Source organism: Pontibacter diazotrophicus, assembly GCF_003367245.1.
GTDB lineage: Bacteria > Bacteroidota > Bacteroidia > Cytophagales > Hymenobacteraceae > Pontibacter > Pontibacter diazotrophicus.
This window is the reverse complement of the sequence record NZ_QRGR01000009.1, coordinates 72,313-98,813: the sequence shown is the minus strand read 5'-3', so window position 1 is coordinate 98,813 and position 26,501 is coordinate 72,313. Positions and strand designations below refer to the sequence as shown.

Sequence of the window (26,501 nt, the reverse complement as noted above, 5' to 3'; positions counted from 1 at the left end):
CATCCGCACCTGAATCAAAAAATAAATCTGCCTGCTGCTACCCTTCATCAGCGGGCCATATAGTGCTGCGAGACCAAAGCAACATGAACATCTTTATTCAAACCATTACTTCTTCGGATGCCGCCGAACGCAACCGCTCCTTTTTTGAGATAAGCCAGAAGCTGTCTGTAAGGGAACTGCTGGCGGCTATGCGCGAACTGGACGCTTTCCGGAAAACCACACCTAACCTGTATGAGAAAGTAAGAGCCATCCTCTTTTTATATGCTGGCTTCCGTTTCTTCCTGATGGAGGCGAAAGAAACGCCAGCTGTCGGGAAGATCTCCTATGCTGGTTTCGAGGACCTGCTGGCCCGGCGCTTCGAGCATGCCATTGCTACTTTTCTGCAGGAACTGGACAAACATGGACCGAATGCAGCCCTGTTCAGTGCCCTGGCCGATGCTTACCACCAGTTGTCGTTCCAGATACTGGCAGACCAGGTGCGGAAAAGCGTGCGTTCCAGCAAAGGAAACCAGTGGATGTTCCGGGTGGGACACCAGGAGGAGCACCCAATCCGGATACACCCAAAGCTGCTGGAGCGGCAGGACAACTCACTCTTTTACCCCATCCTGCACGAGCATACCTCCGTGCGTATGGACCTGACGCACAGCGGCTGGTCTGATATATTTTTCCTGGGAATGGATTATCCGGAAGGAGCGCGCGTCATCAACGTATCCATCAACTTAGGCGTTTTTGGTCGTGACAAGGACATCCGGCCGCCGTTGCACAGTTATGTGCGCGTTATTCCGGAGCCGGTGCTGCGCCTGACGAGTATCGACCTGAATACGACGAAAGACATACACGACCTGGCAGACCTGTTCAATTTCGGGAACGACTATCTGAGCCTGGTGAAAGCCGGTGTTATTGCATCGGGGCTTATTCCCCCTTCGTTTGAGGGAACAAATCAGTCTTTGCCCGAAATCCTGGCCCGTATCGTGGCACCGGGTATGGGTATTGAGTTAGTCACCAAAGTAAACGATATACCGAAAGGCTCCCGCTTTGCCGTTTCCACTAATCTCCTGGGCTCCATCATCAGTCTGCTAATGCGTGCCACTGGCCAGACACAGAAGCTGGAGGGCGGCCTGGAAGAGAGCGAAAGACGTCTGGTAGCGTCACGTGCTATACTTGGCGAGTGGATTGGAGGCTCTGGCGGTGGATGGCAGGATTCCGGCGGCGTATGGCCGGGTATCAAAGCTATACAGGGCACTTTTGCGCAGGAAGGCGATCCGGAAAACGGCATCAGCAGGGGAACGCTGCTTCCGCGCCACCGCGTGCTGCAGGGCGAAGAAGTGCATCCGGAAATAGCTGATAAGATTATCAATTCGCTGGTGTTGATGCACGGGGGGATGGCCTCCAACGTAGGGCCTATCCTGGAGATGGTAACGGAGAAGTATCTGCTCAGAGGAGAGAAGGAGTGGGCGGCCCGGCAGCAGACAAACCAGATATTCGATAACATCCTGGGAGCTATTCGGGAGGGAGACATTCGGAAATTAGGTGCTAACACAGCCCGTAATTGGGAGCAGCCCATCAAAACAATTATCCCGTGGGCATCTACTTACTTTACAGAGCAGATCATCGCTAAAGCCAAAAAAGCCTTTGGGGAAGACTACTATGGTTTCCTGATGCTGGGCGGCATGTCCGGCGGCGGAATGGGTATGTTTGTAAACCCCGAGCGACACGAGGAATATAAAACGGGCGTATTGGATATTCTCCGCCAAACCAAGAACGAGCTGTCGGACTCCCTGCCATTTGCCATGGAACCAGTGGTGTATAACTGGAGCATCAACCCGAAAGGTACCTGGGCGACACTGCATGAAGGAAACGAGTCACTGATGCCGGAGCAGTATTATGCCATTCATGTGTCAGAGCTGGTTCGAAAAGACCCGACGACCGTTTCGTACATCCGCCGCGCTGAAATTGATTTGTTTACTACGTACTGCGAAAAAAATAACCTGGCGTACCCGCTGCTTCGCACCATTGTCAGCAATTTGTTTAAAGTGTCTGACCCGTCTTCGCAGGGTAACCGCAGTGTGGAAAACGAAAAAGCGGAAAAAATCAAAAGAGAAAACGGCTTCGATTACATACAGCACGAAGACATACGGGAGGAGTTGCAAAAAGGCCGCATCGGCTTGTCGCGTAACCGTTTGGCCGCCGAGACTTCTATAGAAGATGTTCGGCCTGAGGATATTGTGCACCTGGAGGAGCTAAGCCCTACCGAAAAGACAGGTGAGGAAGCCATAAGGGCAGGCAAAGTAGCCGTGATGAGCCTGGCAGCCGGTGTGGGTAGCCGCTGGACCAAAGGAGCGGGTGTGATAAAAGCGCTTAATCCGTTTGTGGAAATTGAAGGGGAGCACCGCAGCTTCCTGGAGATTCACATGGCCAAAACCCGTAAAGTGGCGGAAAAGTATGATGCCAGAATCCCACATATAGTAGCCACCAGCTACCTGACGCAGGCACCTATCCGAAAGCAGTTGGAGAAGACGCAGAACTTCGGCTACGACGGATCTATTTACTTGTCTGAAGGGCGTTCTATTGGTCAGCGTTTTGTGCCGATGGAGCGCGACCTGCGCTTTATGTGGGAAGAGATGCCGCAGGAAACGCTGGACGAGAACAAACAGAAGGTGCGGGATGCCGTGCGGCAGAGCATGATCAACTGGGCTAAATCGAAGGGAGAGGGCACTGATTATGTCGATAACATTGCAGCTCAGCGCTTTTCGCCACTCGGCCATTGGTACGAGGTGTCGAACCTGCTGCGCAACGGCACCCTTGCCAAACTCCTGGAGGAGCAGCCGCAGCTGGAAACCATTATGCTGCACAACATTGATACCCTGGGGGCGGATGTGAACCCGGCTGCCCTGGGTTATCACCTGGAGTCAGAGAATGCGCTGACGTTTGAGGTGGTACCCCGCCGCATCGAGGACAGGGGAGGTGGACTGGCCAGTGTGAATGGCTACGTGCGCTTGCTGGAAGGCCTGGCGCAACCGCGCGAGGAAGACGAGCTAAACCTGAGCTACTACAACTCCATGACCACCTGGATACAGATTGATCCGCTGTTGAAACTGTTCGGGCTGACGCGTGCAGATCTGCAGAAAGGGGACGAGGCGCAGCTGGCAAAAGCCGTGAGAAGCGTGGCGCAGCGTATACCAACTTATGTGACCATCAAAGATGTAAAATACCGTTGGGGGCACGGGCAGGAGGACATTTACCCGGTAGCGCAAATCGAAAAGCTCTGGAGCGATATGTCAGCCCTGGCTGATGTGAAGTGCGGGTATATTGCGGTGCCAAGGTACAGGGGGCAGCAAATGAAAGACCCTGCACAGCTGGACTCGTGGGTAACGGATGGCAGCAAGGCCTATGTCGCTTCACTGGGTACGTTTGCTTGATAAAGCACTGGATTTCTCTGATTGTTATTACTGTTTATATAGCATCTGCAAAGGGAAAAGCAAAGGTGGGAGCCGTTAGACTCCCACCTTTTTAGCTTTTTGACTCTTTTATCAGTAGCACAACCCGGTAACCAAGTACAACCACGGCCGCCGGAATAGCCAGAAATTTAATTATTTTAAAAGGATCCATATTTTAAAGTTTATTTATCTGATAAGGAACAGCTGTTTGATAGGATTGTTTTTTCTGACTGCACAATAGGTAACTGCCAATCGGTTTTGCATGCTTAGAACCTTGTTTATGCCACTTTTGATTGAGCTACTTCCGTTTTGTCTAAGCTACCGTAGTTTAAGCTTGTCCAGCGGCTCATGAGCAGCCTTTTCCATCTTATCTCCTTTGCTCTCAAGGCCGAGAGGCCTCGTCTTGGGGGTAGGGGCCCTCTATAAGGGCATCGCGCTGTGCATTTGAAGTTGCCGGGGGAAGGGGCCCTCTTTAGCTCCGCTGCGGGCTGCCTCACTTCGTTCGGCACCACATCAAATACAAGGCGCTCAACCCAAAGACTGGAAACTATTTCACTCCGTGCTTGCTGGTTTTGGGTGATATACTCTAGAAATAAAGCCTTAGCAATGGAAGAGGCCTAATGCGGCCTAAAAAGCAGACCCCCATCCTTGGACTCTAAAGGGGGCCCCTGCACCCCCAGGAGGGACAGGGGTGGTTTGACCCGGTACCTAAGAAAAGGTGCTATGGAATTGACATAATGTGATATGATTAAAAACTGTTTTTAGAAGTAGCCATAAAATGAGAACAGCCTCACGACTATTTCTAGTCGTGAGGCTGTTCTCATAAAACCTATTGTTAAACTGCTACGCTGGCATCAGCTCTTTCAGTTCACCTACTACTTTGGTCATAGAGGATTTGGCATCTCCGAACAGCATCAGGCAATTCGGATAGCCGAACAACTCATTCTCAATGCCGGCATAGCCAGCGCTCATACCGCGTTTGCAAACAATCACAGTACGCGCTTTATCTGCATTCAGCACCGGCATACCATAAATCGGGCTGCCGGGGTTTGTGCGGGCGGCGGGGTTTACCACGTCGTTGGCACCAATAATCAGGGCGATGTCGGTGTTGGCGAATTCATCGTTGATCTGGTCCATTTCAATCAGCTTGTCGTAAGGCACATTGGCTTCTGCCAACAATACGTTCATGTGCCCGGGCATGCGGCCCGCCACCGGGTGTATGGCAAACTTCACAGAGGTTCCTCTGCGTTCCAGCATGTCAGAAAGCTCACGCACAATGTGTTGGGCCTGTGCTACAGCCATGCCATAACCTGGCACAATGATAACAGATGAGGCTGAGTCGAACAGCATGGCTGTTTCTTCCACGCCCACCTCTTTTACCACTATCTCTTCACCGCCATCGGTAGTGGCCGCAGAACCCGTCTGGCCGAAACCGCCGAGCAGCACGTTGACCAAAGAACGGTTCATGGCCTTGCACATAATCTGGGTAAGGATGATACCAGATGCACCCACCAGGGCACCCGCTATAATCAGTACCTGGTTGTTGAGCACGAAGCCCGTGGCGCAGGCGGCAATACCAGAATACGAGTTCAGCAGGGAGATAACCACCGGCATATCGGCCCCACCAATAGGGATGACAACGAGCACGCCCAATAGCAGGGCTATAAACAATACTCCCATCATCCATAACTCCACGTTCGGCTCCAGCACCACCAGTACAGACAGGGCCAGGGCACCTAAGAACAGGATGGCATTCAGGGCATGCTGCCCGGTAAACATAATCGCTCTGCCGTTGATGAGGCCTTTCAGTTTACCGAAGGCCACCAGCGAACCCGTCAGGGTAACGCAGCCAATGATAACACTTATAACAATCGTCACACCTACCACCACTTCCATGCTGTAACCGGCATCATGTGCCATGCGCCAGTATTCAGAGGTAGCCACCAGTACGGATGCAGCACCACCAAATCCGTTGAAGATGGCGACCATTTCCGGCATAGATGTCATTTCTACGCGCTGCGCAATCACAGTGCCAATCACGGAGCCAACAAGTATGGTGACAAAAATTTCTGTGAAGCTCAGCACCTGTCTGTCGAGCAGGGTCACGAGGATGGCGATGAGCATGGCCACCGCAGAAATGAAATTTCCCCGGCGTGCCGTGGACGTTTTGCCCAGCATTTTGATGCCTACAATAAACAGCACAGAGGCGATCAGATATGCTATCTTGATAATTAAATCTCTCTCCATGTGCTTACTTCTTTTTCTTTTTGAACATCTGCAACATGCGGTCTGTCACCACATAGCCCCCCACCACGTTGAGGGTGGCCAGCAGCAGCGCAGCAATTCCCAGCCATTTGCTCACCGACATGTCTTCAGGGCCGGCCGCCACAATAGCGCCCACAATGGTGATACCTGAGATGGCGTTTGACCCTGACATAAGCGGGGTGTGCAGGGTAGGGGGCACCTTAGAAATAAGCTCGAAGCCTACAAAGCTGGCTAGCACCAGCACATAAAGGAGTACAATTAAACTTTCTGCATTCATACTGTTTTCGCTAAAATTTCCTTTGTAAACGGATGTACTAACTCGCCCTGGTGTGTGATCAGAGAGCCCTTGGTAACCTCTTCTTCCATCTCCCATTTAAAGCCTTCGTTGGTGGCCAGGTGGAGGAGAAGCGTGCTGATGTTCTTGGCGTAAAGCTCACTGGCGTTCACCGGTACCATGGCGGGTAAATTAGACTCGCCAATGATCGTGACGCCATGCTTGATAACGGTTTTATTAAACTCGCTCAATGCACAGTTGCCACCCGATTCCACCGCCATGTCCACTATAACAGAACCAGGTTTCATGCTCTCCACCATTTCTGCTGTTACCAGCAGCGGCGCCTTTTTACCAATAACAAGCGCCGTGGTAATGACAATGTCGGCATCGGCCACATGCCGGGAGACAAGCTCTTTTTGCTTTTGCAGGTACTCGGCTGATACTTCGCTGGCATAACCGCCTTCTGTTTTCACGCCTTCTGCCTGCACCTCCAGAAAGCGGCCTCCCAAAGACTCTACCTGCTCTTTTGTTTCAGGCCGCACATCCGTCACCTCTACCACTGCACCCAGGCGTTTGGCGGTGGCAACAGCTTGCAGACCTGCCACACCGGCCCCAAAAATAAGTACCCGGGCAGGGGTGATGGTGCCGGCAGCCGTCATCATGAGCGGAAAGATTTTGCCCAGGGCGTTGGCCCCCAACAGCACCGCCTTATAGCCACCCAAATTCGCCTGGGAGCTGAGGGCATCCATCTTCTGCGCACGGGAAATGCGAGGAACAGCATCCATGGCAAAGGCACTTATCTTCTTGCGAAGGCACAAGTCCACCAGTTCCGGTACTGTGTAGGCGTAAAGGAAGGAGATCAGGGCACTGCCGTCGCGCAGCAGTTGCAGCTCATCTGCCGTTGGCGCGTTCACCTTCAGGAGCACATCGGCATCTCCTAGCAAGGCGGCTCTGTCCGGGAAAATAAGCCCTCCCGCAGCCTCATAGGCCTTGTTATAAAAACCTGATGCCACGCCGGCCTCGCTTTCGATGCCGCATTTAAAGCCAGCTTTGGACAGTGATTTCACTACATCTGGTGTAAGAGCTACCCTTCTTTCGGATGCTTTGCTCTCTTTAAGTACTGCTATGTTCAAGGCTAAATGTGTTAAGTTATAACTCTTATGTATTTCTATGAATCAGATTAATCGGCCAGACATTACTTAGCCCGCAGATGAAATAGACGATGCTTGCCTAAGTCAAAAGCGTACAGGCAGGTTCTCTTGTGTTTTACTTAGATGAAAAATCTGGCATTATCTCATTTCAACGGCACTCATGCCTGTGGAATGAAATAATCCCGGCTTCAGCCTGGCTTATATATTTAATTATTTGTTGTAACTTTGAATTCCTGATTTTGCCATGATCATAGCAAAGCAGCCCGTGCAGCACTTCTGCAGAAAAGTGAGCTGATTAGGATTTTGAGAAGCGAAGCGGACGCAGAACGACTTAAGTTTTGTTTATGAAGGCATAATGCGGGGTTTCAGGTGCTGATATGGCCCATTTTATTTAATGCAGTAGCCGTGCTAGTGCAGTAAAAACAGTTGCCGTCAGGTTCTGAAAGCGCACGTTTGCCGCTCAAGGAATAAACTTATGTGTACTCTTGGTTACGCTGTAATATTATGGAGCTAATATAATAAATTTATCATTAGTTAAAGGAAGATTTTAGATATATTTTAGAATCTGATGCAATAATTTATAATTATGCGAATCACGCACGGTTTAACCCTTGTTTTTTGCTTTTTGTAAATACTTCGCTTCACTCACCGTATAAGATGCAATGAAGCTAGAAAGCAGTGGCAGAAGTCGGATTTAAAAGTATTCATTCCATCAGGTAATTGGTATCATTTTAGCAGTAGATGCTAAATAAGGGCACAACTGGTCTTCTTATTTTTATTTAAGGCTTTTGTGTGATTGTTCCGCTCACAGTATGTATTTTTGAGCGGTTGTTTGTATATACAAAACATTAACCTGCTCTCTGTTCAACATGCCTGATTATGCGCTACACCCTGGAGTAGCAGAAGGGAGACGGAACAGTATCTTATCTACAATCTAATTTGTAGGTTTATATTGAGAAGTCTTCAATCCTGGGCCAGGTGCTATAGTAGCAGATCAGATTATTAGAGTAGAGGCGACTAAATATTTTATTTTAAGATGCTTAAAACAAAGAAAGAACTCATTTTAGAAACAGCCTTAACCCTTTTTGCTGATAAAGGGTATGACGCTACGCCCACCAGCTTAATTGCAAAAGAGGCAGGAGTATCGGAAGGGCTGATCTTTAAACACTATGTCAGCAAGGATAACCTTCTGGAGGCGGTTGTGAAAGCCGGTTACAGACGTATTACGGACAGAAGTAAGGGATTGGTAGTAGAAGAAGACCCGATCAAGCTCATTGAAAATGTGCTGGACATGCCCCTGAAGCTTGTAGAAGAAGAGCGTAACTTCTGGCGCATGCAGTTCCGCCTGGTAGACGAGGAAATCTCACAGAAGCACCACATGCGTTACTCGCATTCTGTGATGCAGAAACTGGAGGGTGCCTTCAAGAAGTTGGGTTATGAAGAGCCTGAGTTAGAAACAGAGATCCTGATGTTGCTGGTGGAAGGCCTCTGGAGGCTTTACCTGACGAACGAAGATAAAGGGCATTTTACGAAGATGCTCGATTTGATCAAAGCGAAATATAAAAGATAGTATTTTTCTTGTGGCTGCTAACTTCTGCCCCTGGCAATAACATGCTGAGGTGGTAAAAAGGCTGCCACTGAATTAACCCGGTTTTTTAACGCCGGGTATACTGCATAAAACACAAGAAAGCCCCCTGATGTGCATCAGGGGGCTTTCTTGTGTTTTAATTTTCTGCTGAGAGATGGCAGATTGAAGGAGATACCTTGTTTGAAAAGCAATGATTACAAACCAAAAACTCTTGGTAGCCAAAGGCTCAGTTCCGGCACATACGTAATCAGCAGCAGGGCTACCACCATCGCCAGGAACAGGGGCACCAGCGGTTTTATCACTTTGCTGATGCTGATATCGGCTACGCCACAGCCCACAAAAAGCACGGCGCCCACAGGCGGCGTGCACAAGCCGATGCAAAGGTTCAGCACCATGATGATGCCGAAATGAACCGGGTCTACACCAAGTGCCGTGACAACCGGTAAAAAAATCGGTGTGAAAATCAGGACGGCCGGCGTCATGTCCATGAAAATGCCCACAAACAGGAGAATCAGGTTGATGATGATCAGGATGATGATTTTGTTGTCGCTGATGCCCAGGAGTGCATCACTAAAAGCCTGGGGAAGATTGGCATAAGACATCACCCAGGACATTCCCATTGAGGTGCCAATCAACAGCATCACAATGGATGTGGTGATTACAGTCTGAATCAGGATGTCGGGGAGGTCGCGCACCTTAACCTGGCGGTATATACCCATGGAAAGGATGATGGTATACAGCACGGCAACAGCCGAGGCCTCAGTGGCTGTGAATATGCCCGCTATGATACCGCCAATCACCACAATGAGGAGCAGCAGGCTCGGAACAGCATCTAAAAACTTTTTTAACACCTCCTTCAGGGAGGTTCTGTCGCCAACCGGGTATTTTTTCTTGTAAGCGATAAAGCCAGCCACAATCATGAGGGCTAAGCCAAGCATGAGCCCCGGGATATACCCCGCCACAAACAGCGCGGCAATGGAAACACCCCCGCTCGCCAGTGAATACACAATCAGGATGTTGCTGGGGGGGATGATCATGCCCGTGGTGGCAGAGGTGATGTTCACAGCCGCACTGAAAGGCCTGGAGTAGCCTTCTTTCACCATCCTTGGGTTCATAATGCCGCCAATGGCCGAAGCTGCAGCTACGGCAGAACCCGAAATGGCGCCGAACAGCATACAGGCTACAATATTCACGTAAGCAAGGCCGCCGGGTAAAGTGCCTACCAGGCTCTTGGCCAGGTCAATGAGGCGTGTGGCAATGCCTCCCCGGTTCATCATTTGCCCTGCCAGTATAAAGAACGGAATGGCCAGCAGGGCAAAACTGTCCAGGCCTGTTGCCATGCGCTGGGCAAGTGTGGTAAAAGCCGCCTCCGGGGCAATGCTCACCAACATAGTCAGCAGGGCAGAGATGCCGATGGAAAAGGCAATAGGCACCCCAAGGGAAAGCAAAATCACAAAGCTGATAACCAGTACGAGTATCTCTAAGAGTTCCATGTAAGCCTGTATGTGGTGAGAAGCCTGCCGGCCGGTAGAATAAATGAATTGTTATGTATGATGGAGCTGTAAACAGACTCTAAGCTATCTCCTTACCTAGCTCCACCGGGTCCTCGGGTTTCTCCGTGAGGTTCATGATGCTGTAATAGATGATGATGAGCCCGCTCAGCGGCACCACCAGGTAAACGTACCCGAGCGGAACATTAAGGGAGGCGGAGGTTTGGTTTAAGGTGAGCGTGATGTAGACAAGCTTTATACCGCCCCACACCATCGCAAACAAGGCAAAGACAGCCACCAATACATTTATCAGCACATTCAGGTTGCGTTGCTTTTTGCCTTCCAGCTTAGAAGGAAGAATGTCGATGGCTAGGTGCATCTTTCTGCCTGTTACATAGCTGGCTCCCAGAAGGCTGACCCAAATAAGAAGGAACCGGGCTAATTCATCCGTAATGGAGCTTGGCGACCTCAAGATAAACCGGGAGCCTACCTGCCAGAGTACGTTCAGCACCATTGTCCCCATCAGTATAACCAGTAACCAATATAGGGTACTGTCAAGCCTTTGTCTAAACTTCATGTCAGCTGTGTTTTGTCTGTCTATTTGTTGTCTTGCGCAGCTGTCTGCTTTTCAGCAGCACGTATTCGCTGGATGAGGGTATATACCTCCGGCTCATTTTTGAAGCTCTCGTACATGGGCTCTACTATTTTGGCAAAAGGCTCCTTGTCCGGGTAAGTTACTTCAACGCCTGCCTTCTTCACTTCTCTCAGCGCTTCCTCCTCAGCCTCCTGCCATAGCTCCCGCTGCACCACCGCCGATTCGTCTGCCGCCTCCTGTAGCCACTGCTGCTCCTGCGGCGTTAAATCTTCCCACACCCTGGTGCTGATGAGCAGGATGTCAGGCACCATCGTGTGCTCGTTTATGGAGTAATGCTTTGCTACTTCGTAGTGGCGCGAGAGGTAAAAAGTAGGAGGGTTGTTCTCGGCACCATCCACCACGCCCTGCTGAATGGCTGTGTATATCTCCCCGGTGGAGATAGGCGTTGCGGCTCCTCCGAACATATTAATCATAGCAATGGCTGTGTTGCTGGGCAGTACCCTTACCTTTAGCCCTCGCAGGTCGCTGGGCTTGGTAACAGGTTTTTTGGAGGTGTAAAAGCTGCGGCTCCCGGCATCATAGTAGGTGAGGCCACGGAGCCAGTACTGCTCTCCCTCTGTCAGGAGGTCTGCTCCAATCTCGCCATCCAGCACATTGTAGTAATGTGTTTTGTCCTGGAAGATGTATGGCAAGCTCAGCACCTTGAAGTTAGGGGAGAAACTTTCCATGGTAGCGACGGACACTTTCGTCATGCCCAAGCTACCAATCTGCAGCAGCTCCACCGACTCCCGCTCACTGCCAAGCTGCGAGTTGGGGTAAATGCCTATCGTCATTTTGCCACCGGATGTTTCCTTTACCCTCTCGGCCATATGCAGCATGGCAATGTGCACCGGGTGCGACACCTCCAGGCTATGCGCCAGTTTAATCTCCTTTGTTTGAGAGATTTCTTTGCAGGAGGTGTGTGTAAGCAGCAGCAGGAGCATTGCCACGCACAGCAGCACATGCCTGTAAAGCGGCCTGTTTGTTCGGGGGGAAAGGTAGTGGTGGTGCTGCATTATTTAGCTCTTACTTTTCTGATGGTTTCCAGTGCGGTGCGTGTCAGTTCTTCCAGTTTCGCATAGTTCTGCGAGGCGATAAGGTCTTTGCTGATGAGCTGAGAACCCATGCCCACGCAATGCACGCCGGCCGCAAACCAGGCTCTCAGGTTTTCTTCCTTCGGCTCCACGCCGCCTGTCGGCATAATGCTCGACCAAGGGCAGGGCCCTTTGATAGCAGCCACGTAGTCGGGTCCGCCTACCTGCTGGGCAGGGAAAATCTTTACCACTTCAGCGCCCAGTTCCTCTGCTTTCGAGATTTCCGACAGGGTAGCACATCCCGGTGCCCACATGATTTTGCGCCTGTTGCAGACAACCGCCACATCCGGGTTCAGAACCGGCGACACAATAAAATCGGCACCGGACTGGATGTACAAGCCAGCCGTAGGAGCGTCCACTACAGAGCCTGCTCCCAGCATCATTTCCGGGAAGGAGGCACGGGCGTGCTTTACCAGCTGCGCAAAAATCTCATGGGCAAAGTCGCCCCGGTTGGTGAATTCAAATACCCGGACACCCGCCTTATAGCAGGCTTCCATTACCTGCCTGCACACTTCTATCTCAGCATGGTAAAAGACAGGCACCATGCCTGTTTCTGCCATTTTCAATGCTACTTCTATTCTGCTAAATTTAGCCATGGTTGATGAATCAGTTACGTCTTAAAATATAAAAACTACCGTACGAGCCTGCCGGAGGTATCGCCGTTTAAGAGCGCCTCTACCTCCTCCACAGTAGCCAGGTTCGCATCCTCCTGTATAGTGTGCTTCAGCACCGATGCGGCTACGCCGAAATCCAGTGCCTTCTGGTCGTCCTGGTAGGCGAGCTGGCCATAAATGAAACCAGCCATAAAAGCATCTCCGCCACCTATTCTGTCAATGATCGGGTTGATGTCGTATGTCTGTGTCTCCAGCATCTGCTGGCCATCCCAGAGCATACCGGAAAGGGTGTTGTGCGTGGCGCTAACAGAGCCGCGGGTGGTGTTAACAATCTTCTTTATTTTCGGGAAGCGCTCCATAATCTGGATGAACACAGAGGCAAGTTCATTGCCACCAGACTCCTGTGGCCTGATGCCGAGGATGTCTTTGGCATCGCCCTTACCGGACACAATGATGTCGCAGCCCTCAATCAATTCGGGCATGACATCAGACGCTGTTTTGCCGTACTGCCACAAGTTCTTCCTGTAATTGATATCGGCAGAAACGGTCAGGCCTTTTTGATTGGCTACCTCGATGGCCTTTTTGCAGCAGACTGCGGCACCGGCAGAGATGGCAGGCGTAATGCCTGTCCAGTGGAACCAGCCTGCATCGGCAAATACTTCATCCCAGTCAATCATATCCGGCTCCAGGCTCGCAAAAGCAGAGTAACTGCGGTCGTACACTACTTTGCTGGGCCGCACACTGGCACCTGTCTCCAGGAAGTAAATGCCGATCCGGTCGCCGCCGTAGATGATGTGCTGCGTATCCACGCCGTATTTTCTTAGCAGGTTGGTGGCAGCCTTGCCCAGTTCATTGTCCGGAAAGCGGGTAACGTGCCCGGCGTTGATGCCCAACTGGGCCAGTGATACCGCCACATTCGCCTCGCCGCCGCCATAGGTGGCATCAAAATGTGTGGATTGTACGATGCGTGCGTAGTCAGGCGTGGATAACCTGAGCATGATTTCTCCGAAGGTGATAACCTTTTTATTCATATCAGAAACCGAAGTAAGATTTAGCGTTGTGGTAGGAAATGTTTTCTACTAGCTGGCCAAGCCACTCCATCTCGCTAGCTGGCAATTCGCCGTTTTCCACGTCGTTGCCAATCAGGTTACACAATATCCTTCTGAAGTACTCGTGCCTAGGGTAAGATAAAAAGCTCCTGGAATCAGTGAGCATACCCACAAAGCGGCTCAGCAGGCCCATGTTAGAGAGGGCATTCATCTGCTTCTCCATGCCGTCTTTCTGATCGAGGAACCACCAGGCCGAGCCAAACTGTATTTTGCCAGGTGTGCTGCCATCGTTGAAGTTACCGATCATGGTGGCGAATAGCTCGTTCTGGCTTGGGTTCAGGTTATACAGAATGGTTTTTGCCAGCTGGTCTGAATTATCCAGTTTGTCTAAAAACCGAGAGAGCGGCTCGGCCACGCCAAAATCACCGATGGAGTCGAAGCCTGTGTCCGGGCCTAGTTCACGCATCATGCGGGTATTGTTGTTGCGGAGCGCGCCCAGGTGGAACTGCTGTGTCCAGTTTTTGGAGTGGTCGAGCAGGGCCATGTGTACCAGCATCGCAGATTTAAACTTCAGCGCTTCCTCCTCTGTAAGCGTTTGTTTCTGCAAGGCCTTTTGAAAGATGTTCTTTATCTCCTCATCCGTATAGTCGGCTGCATACATGGTGTTCAGGCCATGGTCGGAGAGGCGGCAACCCTGCTCGTGGAAGAAGTCATGCCGCTGCTTCAGGGCATCCAGCAGTTGCTGAAAGTTGCTGATAGAAACACCGGAGGATTCTTCGAGTTGCTCGAGGTATGGCAGGAAAACATCCGGGCTTTCAATAGCCAGTATTTTATCGCACCTGAAAGTGGGCAGCACCTGGATACCGAAGTCATCGGCCTTTATTTTCTGGTGGTGCTCTAACGTATCTGTCGGGTCATCGGTGGTGCAGATAACCTCCACCTTCATCTGGTGTAGGATGCTTCTGACACTGTATTCGTCTGACTGCAGCATATCGGTGCAGGTGTTGTAGATTTCCCTTGCCGTTTCATGCTTCAAAATTTTCTCTACCCCGAATGGTCTTTTCAGTTCCATGTGCGTCCAGTGGTACAGGGGGTTGCGAACCGTGTAAGGAACCGTCTGGGCCCACTTCTCAAACTTGGCGTAATCGTCGGCATCGCCGGTGCAATATCGCTCCGGTATGCCGTTGGTGCGCATGGCGCGCCATTTATAGTGGTCGCCTTCTAACCATATCTGGGTGAGGTTGTCGAATTTCCTGTCGGAAGCAATGGCCTCTGGCGACAGGTGGCAATGGTAGTCAATAATGGGCATTGCCTTGGCATGCTCATGATATAGGCGTTGTGCTGTTTTTGTCTGTAGAAGAAAATTATCGTCTAAGAAAGACATATTTGTAATTTATTGTTAGATGACAATATAAGTGCTATTCCTGACAAATTAATTAGAAGTCACCGTGTGTTCTGATTGCTGCAGGTGTTTTACTTGTTCTGTAACCAGGGCTGTTAAACCCTCTATTTTTGTTAAGTCAGTATCCCAAAGGTTCGTATTGGAAAGGACTGCCTCCACTACCTCCGGTGCATCGTGCTGTAGCCACGTCTCCCTGAAAAAGCTGAGTACCTCCGGCGCATCGTTCAGCAGGATGTTCTTTCCGGCCCACTCGCCCTTGTAAAACAGGATAAGGGCAGCCAGGGAGTGCAGCAGCCGCTCAGGAAGCTTTCCTGTTCGCTTATGGTATTCCAGCACCGACGGAAGCACGCGCACCTTATACTTAGAGACAGCATTCAACGCGATAGCAATAAGCTCGTGCCGGATAAAAGGGTTCTGGAACCGCTCAATCACATCGTTCGCAAACTGCTCTAACTCCTCCTTTGGCAAATCCAATGTTGGAATAATCTCTTCGGATATAGCTTCTCTGATAAACTTTCCTGTGTGTTCATCCTCTACTGCTTCACGCACTGTTCTTAGCCCGTGCAGGTAAGCAACGGGTACTAAAGTGGTATGGGCGCCATTCAGGATGCGCACTTTGCTGGTGCGGTAAGGCGTAAGGTCTGAAACAAACTTTACCTGCAAGCCAGCTTCCTCTGTAGGGAGCGCTTTTTTAACAGACGCAGGGGCTTCTATCACCAGAAGGTGATAAGGCTCTGCTGTTACCACTAATTGGTCCTCGTACCCAAGCTCCTCCTGTACTTCTTTAATGGTTTCCTGCGGGTATCCGGGCACGATACGGTCTACCAGTGTATTGCAGAAGATAATGCTATCATTCACCCAGCTACTGAAGTCTTCAGGAAGGTTCCATGTACTGGCGTACTGCAGGACGATGTGTTTTAAAGCCTCCCCGTTTTTTTCTATCAGTTCGGTGGGGATTACAGTCAGACCTTTGTCCGGTGCTCCCTTAAAGTGCTGAAACCGGTGGTATAGCAAAGCCGTCAGTTTACCCGGAAAGCTGGTTGAAATGGTGCGGGCACTCTTATCGTTCTCATCATAGGCGATGCCCGCCTCTGTGGTGTTTGAAAAGATGAATTGCAGATCCGGGTTTTCGCCACGCTTCAGGTAAGCAGCGTAATCATCGTAAGGGTTCAGGGCGCTGGCAATGCAGCTGATCAGTCGCTTCTCCTGGGTAGGTTTTCCGCCTTTTATGCCGTTCAGCAGCACATGAAACAGGCCATCCTGCTGTTTGAGGGCTTTGATCGTTGTTCTGTGGCGGTCTCTTGGCTGCACCACGTCAACAGCGCCGTTGAAGTCTGTTTTTTCGTTCAGTACATCAATCATCCAGTCTACAAAGCCCCGTAGGAAATTGCCTTCGCCGTACTGTAGTACTTTTACCGGCCGCTGGACTGTTATACCGGCTGTTTGTCTGTTTAAAGGCTTCATAATTTCAGGTTTCTGCGGTTCGCTGCTTTCTTGATCTGGCAAACCACTGCTGTCATAGATCATATTATACCTCCTTTTGGACAGGAAGCTGTATATTTTCACCTACAGGTGAACTTAATAGTAAAATTCAGGCACCTCTTTTCATAGATGATTCCCGGATGATTAGCTCAGGCTTCAGCACGATTTTTTGTGGGACAGCCTCCTTGTTTCCAGACTTCAGCTGTTCGAAGAAAATTTCAGCTGTTTTTTTACCCATGGTCATGCTAAACTGGTCTACTGTTGTGAGTGCCGGATCGGTGAAGGAAGTGAACGGGTCATTACTGAACCCCGCCAGGGCTACTTCCTGCGGAATCTTGAATTTGTTCTCCTTCAGCACCTGCATGGCACCCATGGCACCGTAATCACTGGCTGAAAAAACACCATCAGGCCTTTCCTTTAGCTTCAGTAGCTTTTCCATGCTTTCCCTTCCATCAACCAGCTGTAGATTACTTTGCACTACAAGTTCCTCATCATAGGGAATACCGTAATCGCTGAGGGCATCACTATAGCCTCGCAGGCGCTCTTTAAAGATACTGACTTTCTTAGGGCTGGTGAAGTGGGCAATGCGGCGGCAACCCTGCTGTATCAAATGCTCCACCACTTTGTAGGCACCCAGGTAATCGTCTATCATGACCTGGCTCACCTCCAGGGCATCGGTGGTGCGGTCGAACAGCACCAGCGGGATTCCTTCTGCCTGTATTCGCTTAAAGTGGTCGAAATTTTCGGTGTTCTTGCCAATGGAAGCAATAATGCCATCCACGCGGGCGCTGAGCAGCGCATCAATGGTCTGTATTTCCTTTTCGTAGTTGTCGTACGACTGGCAGATAATCACCTTGTAGTTCAGGTTATTAGCCATGTCCTCGATGCCTCTCACCACAGAGGAAAAGAAGGCTCTGTCGGCGGTTGGCACTATAATGCCAATGATGTGGCTTTTGCCGTGGCGCAGGGCGGCGGCAATATGATTTGGCTGATAGTTTAGCTGCTTGGCCGTCTTCAGGACTGCCTTTCTCGTCAATTCACTTATTCTTGGGTTATTATTCAGGGCACGCGATACGGTAGAAGCCGTTATGTTAAGCTTCTCTGCGATGTCATGAATGGTTACTTTTGTTTTATTTTCCATTTCCCTAACTTATAAATGAGCCGCCGGGCCTTCGCTGTTACTCATTGCTGGGCTTCCCGATGGTGGCCAGTATGCCGCCATCCACATATATGATCTGCCCGTTCACAAAGTTGCTTGCCTTGCTTGCCAGGAAAATAGCGGTTCCCTCCAGGTCATCCGGGTCGCCCCAGCGGCCCGCCGGTGTGCGGTTGATAATGAACTCATTGAAAGGGTGGCCGTCTACCCGTATGGGAGCGGTCTGATCTGTTGCAAAGTAACCGGGGCCTATGCCGTTTACCTGTACGTTGTATTTTGCCCACTCCGTAGCCAGGTTGCGCGTCAGCATCTTTAAGCCGCCTTTAGCCGCCGCATAAGCCGAAACCGTGTCGCGGCCCAGTTCGCTCATCATAGAGCAGATGTTTATAATCTTGCCCCTTCTTCGTTCAACCATGTGGCGGGCCACATGCTTACTCATAATAAACGGGCCTGTCACATCAACGTCTAACACTTTACGGAATTCCGCCACTTCCATTTCCAGGGCGGGCACTCTTTTTATCATACCGGCATTGTTCACCAGAATATCAATAGGGCCTATCTGCTGCTCTATCTGAGCGATATTCTCTGCAGCCTGTGCCTCATCTGTCACGTCGAAAAGGTAGCCGTGCACGGTATAGCCCTCTTGCCTGTAGTTTTCGAGCGCCTTTTCCATTTTGGCAGGCGTGTTGCCGTTTATCACCAGTGTGGCGCCTGCTTTGCCGAGCCCTTTGGCCATGGCCATTCCCAGGCCGTGCGTGGCGCCGGTTATCAGGGCAACCTGTCCTGTTAAATCAAATAAATTTTTCATACGCTTTACTTTAAATCCACTGGTTGCACTTTGTCCATGTCGTTGTAGTCCAGGTTTTCACCGGCCATTCCCCATATAAAGGAGTAGTTGTAGGTGCCGGCACCGCTGTGGATAGACCAGGGCGGAGAGATGACCGCTTGGTTGTTTTTAACGAACAGGTGGCGTGTTTCCTGTGGCTCTCCCATAAAGTGCGACACCACCTGGTCTTCCGGCAGGTCAAAGTACAGGTAGGCTTCCATTCTCCTGTCGTGGGTGTGCGCCGGCATGGTGTTCCACACGCTTCCTTTCTGTAGTTCTGTCAGGCCCATCTGCAGCTGGCAGGTTTCCACAACAGAATTGATAAGTAATTTCCTTATAAGGCGGTGGTTGGAGTTTTCGAGAGAACCCATCTCCACTGTCTCCGCCTCGTCAAGCGAAACTTTCTTGGTAGGGTAGGCGTGGTGTGCCGGTGCCGAGTTAAAGTAAAAGAGCGTTTTACCCGAAGCTGCCGGATGAAACACCACTTCCTTTACACCTTTGCCAACGTACAGCGCTTCCTTATTGGCAAGCGTGATTACGTCGCCGTCTACCGACACCGTACTTTCGGCTCCTATATTGATGATGCCAAGTTCCCTTCTGTCCAGGAAATGCTCCGAACGAAGTGTCGGGAGAGTCTCCAGCTTTAAAGGCTGCTCTACCGGTTGTGCACCGCCTACAATCAGGCGGTCATGCATGGTGTAAACTGCCTGAATAGTGTTTTCCTGAAAAAGGTTTTCTATTAGAAAGGTCTCACGCAGTTTGGCTGTGTCATAGCTTTTGCTGTCGTTGGGGTGAGTGGCGTGCCTGATAGAATAAGAAATGCTCATAGTTCTAGGGGGTTGTTTGTGTAACCGTTTGCGCAAATTACTAATTTTTTTAAATATTACTAATTTTACTATGGTTTTGTGCTGCGGATATCTGATTTTTGTCAAAAGGTGAGTAAGTGCTAACATTGTCTGAAATGCCGTTACAGTATATTTTAAGGCCTATTTGCCAAGGGTTTAAAAAATATTTCTTTGTGAAAGGTTGTATAGAATTTAAAATCTTTCTAATATGCAATCGGTTGCGCAACAAATTATATCATTATCAGTAAGTGATTAATCATTAGTAGTAGGTTGCACAGCGGTTTGAGGGACACTAACGGGTATAAGAGGTAAGCATAGCGCCTGCCCGCCCGAAGAAGAGAAGAGGAATAGTTGTCCGGCCGTAGCAGGGAACATGGGTGCTGACATGGCGCCTCCTTCGCATAGAAAAAGACTTTTAATCCATAGTATTTATATATCTACTTTATCATTTTATACTTAATATTTTCCTATGCGACATGTTTTACTCAAGAAGACGAAGTACTTACTGACGCTTGCTTTTGTCTTCACCGCAATTGTTGGGGCGCTCGCTCAAACACTTCCTGTAACAGGAAGAGTAGTGGATGAAAACGGCGAGGGGCTGCCAGGTGTAACGGTGGTGCTGAAAGGGACGTCAACAGCTGCTCCTACAGATGCTGAAGGCGATTACCAGCTTTCGGTGCCAGACGGAGAGGGTACGCTATCCTTTAGTTTTATCGGTTATCAGCCGCAGGATGTGGCCATTAACGGCCGCTCTACAATCAATGTCTCCATGGCCCCTGACCAGAAGGCACTAGAGGAGGTGGTGGTAATCGGTTACCAGACTGTTACCAGGAAAGAACTTACGGGTTCTGTTTCTTCAGTTAATGCCAGGCAGATAGCGGATATTCCAGTGAGCACCGCCGCTGAAGCCCTTGCAGGCAGGCTGGCAGGTGTGCAGGTGACAACTTCTGAGGGACAGCCGGGCGCTGAAATACAGATACGGGTGCGTGGCGGAGGCTCTATTACGCAGGATAACGCGCCGCTTTATATAGTGGATGGTATTCAGGTAGAGAATGCCCTTTCCTTTCTTTCGCCGCAGGAAATTCAGTCAATTGACGTGCTGAAAGATGCTGCCTCCACCGCTATTTACGGTGCGCGGGGCGCTAACGGCGTGGTAGTTATTACCACTAAGGGTGGTGTGGAAATGCCAACGCAGGTAACTTATAATGGCTTTGCCGGTGTGCGCAGCATTGTAAATAAACTGGATGTGATGAACCCTTACGATTATGTGAAGTATCAGCACCAGATATACAACTATAACACAAATGAAGAGACGCGTAACTCTTTCATAGATCGCTATGGCTTTTACGAAGACATCGACATTTACCGCAACATGCCTTTTGCTGACTGGCAGGAGGATGTTTTCGGGCGTGACGCCACAAGCCAGACGCATATATTAGGGGTAACAGGCGGTTCCAAAACCACCTCCTTTAACTTCACCCTCAACCACACCGATGAAGAAGGCATTATGCTTAACTCTGGCTTTCAGAGAACCCTGGCCTCCTTTAAATTCGACCACAGGGTTTCTGACCGCTTGAAATTTGGCTTGAATACCCGGTACAGCCGCCAGACAGTAGAGGGTGTGGGAACTTCCAACACAGGGACACAAAGCACGAACAGGCTGCGGAACGCGGTGCGATTCAGGCCCTTTGTGGCGCCGGGAATGGAGAGCCAGGTAGATGAGTTCGACCCTGAGTTTGCCAACCTGACCAATCTTACCAGCCCGGTGCTGCTGGCTAACCAGGAACTGCGGTACGACTACCGCAATGACCTCCTCCTGAACGGATGGTTTAGTTACGACATCATCAAAGACCTTACCTTCAGAAGCGTGATTGGTATTGCCACTACCAGCCGCGACAGAAATAACTTTAACGGAACTGCTACCAGCATTGCCAGGCAGAACGCCGATATGCCGGTTGTGCAGCTACTGGCGGGGGAGTCATTGTCGCTGACAAATTCAAACACCCTTAACTACCGCTTAAATGTAGGCGACGACCACCATTTTGATGCCCTCATCGGGCAGGAGATATGGCAACGGGAATCAGAAAACAGGAACATTATCACCAAGTGGCTGCCTGTAGACATTACCCCTGAGCAGGCCTTTGCCGGTATACAAAAGGCAACTCCTCCTGCAGGCCTCATTCAGGATGCCCCCACAACAGACCAGTTCGAAGAAAGGCTTTTCTCTTACTTCGGACGCCTGACCTACAATTTTGGGGATAGATACCGTGCTGTTTTCAACGTGCGTCGCGACGCTTCGTCCCTGTTTTCCCCTGAAAACCGGGTAGGTTACTTCCCATCTGCTTCCCTAGCGTGGCATATTGCTGAAGAAAACTTCATGGAGGGCACAAGAGACTGGCTTTCGGACCTGAAAGTGAGAGTGAGCATGGGTGAGGTTGGGAATAACAGGGTGGGCTTAGACCTCTGGAAGACAATGTTTACCTCCTCCGGCAACGACGGCTATGCCTATTCTGAGGCGATTACACCTGGTTTTGCTGCCAACCAACTGGCTAACCCAAACCTGAAGTGGGAAACAACGCTTTCCAGAAACCTTGGATTGGATATCTCGCTCTTCAACAACAGGGTGAATGCCTCAGTTGACGTTTACATGAACAATACAAGAGACCTGTTGCTGCCTGTTACAATTCCGCAGACAAGCGGTTACAGCACCCAGTTCCAGAACATCGGGGAAACCGAAAACAAAGGCCTGGAAGTGCAGCTCGACGGTGTGGTTATAGACAACGGATCCTTTACCTGGACGTCAAACTTCAACATTGGCTTTAACAGAAATAAAGTAGTGAACTTAGGTGTGGATACGGAAGGCAATCTAATTGAGTCTTACCTGGTGGAATCTGGATGGGTGAGCGCCACCTACCAGGATTTCCAGGTGGCAGTTGGGCAGCCGATAGGCCAGTTCTTTGGTTACGTGACAGATGGTTTCTATACCCTGGATGACTTTAACTATGACGCCGCCGCCGGAACTTATACACTTAAAGAAGGCGTGCCGGACAGCCGCGCTGTAGCGTTGGGTAACCGCGAACCACAGCCAGGCGACCTGAAACTGGCGAAGCTTTCCGATTCAGAGGGTGACCTGATTACAACGGAGGACAGAACGGTGCTGGGCAACGCGCAGCCAAAGTTCATCGGTGGTTTTAACCAGCAGTTTACCTACAAAGGTTTTGACATGAGCCTGTTCATGAACTTCTCTTACGGCAACAAAGTGTATAACGCCAACAAGCTGGAGTTCACAACGCAGTACCTGTACCGCGACAATAACATGCTGTCGTTGATGAATGATAGATGGCAGTGGTACAACGACAACGGTGAGCTGGTGACGGACCCGGAGCAGCTGGCTGCCATGAACGAGAACACAAAATACTGGACACCGGCTGGCGGGCAGTACTTCCTGCACTCTTTCGGCATCGAAGACGGCTCTTTCCTGCGCATCAGCAACCTGACACTGGGCTACTCTCTTCCTGAAAGCCTGCTGCAGCGAACAGGCTTTATATCTAAATTCAGAGTGTATGCCACTGTTAACAACCTGGCGACCATTACAGGTTACACAGGCTATGATCCGGAGGCCAATACAAGAAGAGCCAGTTCGCTTACACCTAGTGTAGATTATGCCGCCTATCCGCGCAGCCGCTACATACTCGGTGGTGTAAATGTTACTTTCTAAATTTTAAATCAAATCGAGATGAAAAAGAAATATATAAAGCCCCTGTTGGTGTCCCTGGCCATGGGAGGTCTGCTTACCTTCTCTTCATGTGAAAGTTACCTTGACGTGGAGAACCCGTCTACTGTATCGCAGGAAGCAGTATTCAACAGTGTCGGCTATACAAGTTCTGCCATAACCGGTATATATAACAAACTGATGGGAGACAATGGCTACGGCAGCCGTGTTTCCACGCTTTACCCGAATGCCGGCGACGATTTTATAGTGGGTGGCGCATACAACCCTTTGGACCGCAGGGGTATTTCAGGCTTTGGGGTGCACCCGGACAACTCGGAAATCTACAGGCCTTTTCTGGAGATGTACGCAGGTATCGAAAGGGCTAATATCGCCATTAAGTATATCCCCTTGTCTCCGTTGTATGAAAACGGAACGGAGGCCGAGCAGGCTGCCATGCGCAAGATGTACGGAGAGGCGCTGACACTTCGGGCTATCTTCTACCACGAGCTTATCCGCAACTGGGGTGATGTGCCGGCGCAGTTCGAACCATCGGCCGACATCCCGGACCTCTACCTGCCTAAAACAGACCGGGATGAAATTTATGACCGCCTGTTGGTAGACCTGCAAATCGCTTCTGATCTGGTGCCCTGGAGATCTGAATCCGGTGACCCCAGCACCCGCATCACCAAGTCTGCTGTGAAGGGCCTGCGCGCCCGCATTGCCCTGGCACGCGGCGGCTATTCGCTTAGAAGAGAGTCTGGCGTAATGGAGCGCCGCAGTGACTACAGAGACCACTACCAGATTGCCAGAAACGAAACCCTCGACATCATACAAAGTGGCCAGCATAGCCTGAACCCGGAGTTTGAGCAGGTTTTCAGAAGCCTGCACACAGCCGGCGGAGACCCTACAAATGAGCATATCTTTCAGGTGGGGGCATTCGGCGGTAACTCCAGAACCGACAGTAAATTAGGCTACAGCAATGGGATCAGGATAGACCGCAACTCAGTTTATGGCGCTGCAAACGGGCAGTTGGAAGCCATACCAACCTACTTCTATGAGTTCGACTCTCTTGGCGACTCCAGAAGAGACGTAACCCTTGCTTACTTTACCATCAACAAAGACGACAACAAGGAACTCGTGTCAGCCAATGTGATGCGGGATGGTAAATTCAGAAAGTACTGGACCAGTATTGCCGGCACCAATCAGAACCTGGGTATTAACTGGCCGATCCTGCGTTACGCCGATGTGCTGCTGATGTTTGCCGAAGCTGATAATGAGCTGAACGGAGCACCATCGGCAGAGGCTGTTGCGGCTTACGAAGCAGTGAGAAGCAGAGCCTATACTGGTTATGAAGAAAGAATGGGAACCACTCCGACAGGCCAAACCGAGTTTTTGGAGGCTGTCAGGCAGGAACGTTTCCTCGAGTTCGGGGGAGAAGGCATCCGCAAGTACGACCTGATTCGCTGGAATTTACTTGAGCAAACGATAAACGAAACCCGTGCCAAGTTAACTGACTTCATGAACGGGGAAGGTCGCTATGCCAATGTGCCGCAATATGTATATACCATCCCGACCAGGTTTAACAATGCACCGGATGTGTCTGCAGAGATGGCGACGTTTGATTTATTTGGTGGCTCTGTTGCCGGGGCAATGTATACGCCGGCGCCGGCCTCCACACCGGCAGGCTATACCCGGAAGAACTGGAGAGCCGCTGTAAACGCGGACTATGTGGCGCAGTATGCGGTAGCCTTCGAGCCAAACAAATCTGAATTGTTCCCGATTTACTCCGGTGTGCTGAACCAGAACTACAACCTGACACAGGACTACGGATACTAAGTTCTATATCGGATCATGAATCATAAAATAGCAAGACATGAAAAAATTTCTAAATAAGATATCAAACAGACTGATTCCGATGATGCTGCTCATGGTACTGGCGGTTGCCTGTAAGGAAGAGCTGGATGAACTGGAGCCGATGCGCATGTTTACGCCCACTGCCGGGTTCAGGGCCCTGAGCAGCGAGACACAAGTGAAGCTGACCTGGAACCGATCGCTGTACACCACCGCCACCGACGGCGTAACCTATACGGTGGAGGTAGCAGAAGACACCTTGTTCCAGACACCTGTTATTTTATCTGTGCAGACAGATACCGCCGGCGTTGTATTCACGGATGAGCAGCTGCAGGTAAGGCAAGACTACTTTGCCCGCGTAAAGGCGAATGCCTTAGGTGACAGGCCGGAGTCGAACTGGGTGGTGAGCAACAGCTTCAGGATAAGCGGAGAGCAGATTTTCGCGCCTTTGCAGGATGCTGATGTGATTGATGTGGCTGTTGTGCTCCGTTGGAGAGAGGAGCCCGGCCTGACACGCATCGTGCTGACGCCGGAGGTTGGCGAGCCGATAGAGGTGGCACTTACCGAAGCCGATATAGCAGAAAGAAGGATGCGGGTGGAAGGCCTGACGCCAACCACTGTTTATACCGCTGAGATATTCCAGGGCACCCAGTCGAAGGGCATTACCACGTTCACAACCAAAGAGACGTTGGTAGGCGACGCTGTGATCGACCTGACAGGTATCACAGACAGGCCATCGGTCCTGATGGATACGCTGTCTCAGATCGAATCCGGGAGCACGGTGGTATTGAAGCGGGGCATGACCTACGAAATCTCCTCGACCACAAACCTGGACCGGTCGGTTACGATTGTAAGCGAGAATACACTGGACCCTCAATTAGCGACTATCTACTTTACCAGCAATTTTAACATTGAAGAAGGCAGTGAGATTGATTCGCTGGTATTCCGGAATGTGGTGATGCGAAGCAGTGACTACGGCGGGAAATATGTGTTTAACATAAACAAAGCCAGTGACATCGGCATGCTTAAGTTTGATGCAGTGCATGCCGAGATATTCCGGGGCATTGTCCGGTTACAGTCTGCAGGCATTAACATAGATGAGTTTGCAGTGGTCAACAGCGTGATAGACAGTGTGGCCAATTATGGGGTACTGACGATTGACAACGCCGGTGCCAACGTAAATCACATCCTTTTCAGCAACAGCACCTTTTACAAAATTGAGCGGGTAATGACAAGCAAAGCAGGCTCACAGTCCATTGTCATCGAGAACACCACGTTCAGTGAGGCACCGGAAGGAGGCCGCTATCTGATCGACTATAACTCCAATGATGTGGCGGATGGTATCATTGTGCGAAACACCCTCATCGGCAGGGGTAAAAATTCAGGAGGCAGCAGGGAAGTGAGAGGAATCCGGGCCGGCAGCGGCACCCTGATAGAGTCGAGCAGCACCTATGCCACCTCTGATTACGTGGCAACCTCTAATGAGATACCGGGGCTGTCATCCTACAGTGGTACTTCCTTTGATTTATTCACTGACCCGGAAAACGGGAACTTCACTATCAAAGACACGAACTTTGATGGAGCAAGCAACACCGGTGACCCGCGCTGGAGACCGTAATCAAATCATACTT

At 50.5% G+C, this 26,501-nt stretch carries 18 protein-coding genes; 5 read left to right on the top strand and 13 right to left on the bottom strand.

What is annotated here, in order from left to right:
- The first annotated feature begins 83 nt into the window (after positions 1-83).
- Positions 84-3,419: a UTP--glucose-1-phosphate uridylyltransferase gene (locus DXT99_RS09720; RefSeq protein ID WP_115565461.1), complete on the top strand. Its 3,336-nt coding sequence runs from the start codon at positions 84-86 to the stop codon at positions 3,417-3,419.
- Between the two features lie 861 nt (positions 3,420-4,280).
- Here DXT99_RS09720 and DXT99_RS09715 read toward each other — a convergent pair.
- From DXT99_RS09715 to DXT99_RS09705, 3 genes are read right to left on the bottom strand one after another with little or no spacing between them, the layout of a single operon-like run.
- Positions 4,281-5,684: an NAD(P)(+) transhydrogenase (Re/Si-specific) subunit beta gene (locus tag DXT99_RS09715; protein WP_115565350.1), complete on the bottom strand. Its 1,404-nt coding sequence runs from the start codon at positions 5,682-5,684 to the stop codon at positions 4,281-4,283.
- A 4-nt stretch (positions 5,685-5,688) separates the two neighbouring features.
- Positions 5,689-5,979: an NAD(P) transhydrogenase subunit alpha gene (locus DXT99_RS09710; protein ID WP_115565349.1), complete on the bottom strand. Its 291-nt coding sequence runs from the start codon at positions 5,977-5,979 to the stop codon at positions 5,689-5,691.
- Positions 5,976-7,109, bottom strand: a complete 1,134-nt coding sequence (locus DXT99_RS09705; RefSeq protein ID WP_115565348.1) for a Re/Si-specific NAD(P)(+) transhydrogenase subunit alpha — start codon at positions 7,107-7,109, stop codon at positions 5,976-5,978. The genes DXT99_RS09710 and DXT99_RS09705 overlap by 4 nt, the downstream gene beginning before the upstream one ends.
- Positions 7,110-8,163: 1,054 nt before the next feature.
- Here DXT99_RS09705 and DXT99_RS09700 point away from each other — a divergent pair.
- Positions 8,164-8,697, top strand: a complete 534-nt coding sequence (locus DXT99_RS09700; protein WP_115565347.1) for a TetR/AcrR family transcriptional regulator — start codon at positions 8,164-8,166, stop codon at positions 8,695-8,697.
- 212 nt (positions 8,698-8,909) lie between these two features.
- Here DXT99_RS09700 and DXT99_RS09695 read toward each other — a convergent pair whose 3' ends face one another.
- From DXT99_RS09695 to kduI, 10 genes are all read right to left on the bottom strand, one after another.
- Positions 8,910-10,208, bottom strand: a complete 1,299-nt coding sequence (locus DXT99_RS09695; protein ID WP_115565346.1) for a TRAP transporter large permease — start codon at positions 10,206-10,208, stop codon at positions 8,910-8,912.
- 79 nt (positions 10,209-10,287) lie between these two features.
- Positions 10,288-10,782: a TRAP transporter small permease gene (locus DXT99_RS09690; RefSeq protein ID WP_115565345.1), complete on the bottom strand. Its 495-nt coding sequence runs from the start codon at positions 10,780-10,782 to the stop codon at positions 10,288-10,290.
- Between the two features lie 20 nt (positions 10,783-10,802).
- Positions 10,803-11,855 (bottom strand): TRAP transporter substrate-binding protein, encoded by a 1,053-nt coding sequence (locus DXT99_RS09685; RefSeq protein ID WP_115565344.1) that lies wholly within the window; start codon positions 11,853-11,855, stop codon positions 10,803-10,805.
- Entirely contained in the window at positions 11,855-12,529 is a 675-nt protein-coding gene (locus DXT99_RS09680) for a bifunctional 4-hydroxy-2-oxoglutarate aldolase/2-dehydro-3-deoxy-phosphogluconate aldolase (RefSeq protein ID WP_115565343.1), read from the bottom strand. Before DXT99_RS09680 ends, DXT99_RS09685 begins: the two co-directional genes overlap by 1 nt.
- Positions 12,530-12,564: 35 nt before the next feature.
- Positions 12,565-13,578 carry a sugar kinase gene (locus DXT99_RS09675; protein ID WP_115565342.1) on the bottom strand — a complete coding sequence of 338 codons (1,014 nt, stop codon included), beginning with the start codon at positions 13,576-13,578 and terminating at the stop codon, positions 12,565-12,567.
- A 1-nt stretch (position 13,579) separates the two neighbouring features.
- A complete protein-coding gene (gene uxaC / locus DXT99_RS09670; RefSeq protein WP_115565341.1) occupies positions 13,580-14,980 on the bottom strand; it encodes a glucuronate isomerase in 1,401 nt (466 codons plus the stop codon).
- Between the two features lie 48 nt (positions 14,981-15,028).
- Positions 15,029-16,462: a tagaturonate reductase gene (locus tag DXT99_RS09665; RefSeq protein ID WP_115565460.1), complete on the bottom strand. Its 1,434-nt coding sequence runs from the start codon at positions 16,460-16,462 to the stop codon at positions 15,029-15,031.
- Between the two features lie 127 nt (positions 16,463-16,589).
- Positions 16,590-17,621, bottom strand: a complete 1,032-nt coding sequence (locus DXT99_RS09660; protein ID WP_115565340.1) for a LacI family DNA-binding transcriptional regulator — start codon at positions 17,619-17,621, stop codon at positions 16,590-16,592.
- A gap of 37 nt (positions 17,622-17,658) precedes the next feature.
- On the bottom strand, positions 17,659-18,444 hold the full coding sequence (locus DXT99_RS09655; protein WP_115565339.1) for a gluconate 5-dehydrogenase: 786 nt from the start codon (positions 18,442-18,444) through the stop codon (positions 17,659-17,661).
- Positions 18,445-18,449: 5 nt separating this feature from the next.
- Entirely contained in the window at positions 18,450-19,289 is an 840-nt protein-coding gene (gene kduI / locus DXT99_RS09650) for a 5-dehydro-4-deoxy-D-glucuronate isomerase (protein WP_115565338.1), read from the bottom strand.
- 487 nt (positions 19,290-19,776) lie between these two features.
- Here kduI and DXT99_RS09645 point away from each other — a divergent pair, with 487 nt between their 5' ends.
- The 3 genes from DXT99_RS09645 to DXT99_RS09635 are packed head-to-tail and all read left to right on the top strand — an operon-like array spanning position 19,777 to position 26,488.
- A complete protein-coding gene (locus DXT99_RS09645; protein WP_115565337.1) occupies positions 19,777-23,025 on the top strand; it encodes a SusC/RagA family TonB-linked outer membrane protein in 3,249 nt (1,082 codons plus the stop codon).
- A gap of 18 nt (positions 23,026-23,043) precedes the next feature.
- Positions 23,044-24,855 (top strand): RagB/SusD family nutrient uptake outer membrane protein, encoded by a 1,812-nt coding sequence (locus DXT99_RS09640; RefSeq protein WP_115565336.1) that lies wholly within the window; start codon positions 23,044-23,046, stop codon positions 24,853-24,855.
- Between the two features lie 37 nt (positions 24,856-24,892).
- Positions 24,893-26,488 (top strand): DUF5123 domain-containing protein, encoded by a 1,596-nt coding sequence (locus DXT99_RS09635; RefSeq protein ID WP_115565335.1) that lies wholly within the window; start codon positions 24,893-24,895, stop codon positions 26,486-26,488.
- Positions 26,489-26,501 lie beyond the last annotated feature (13 nt).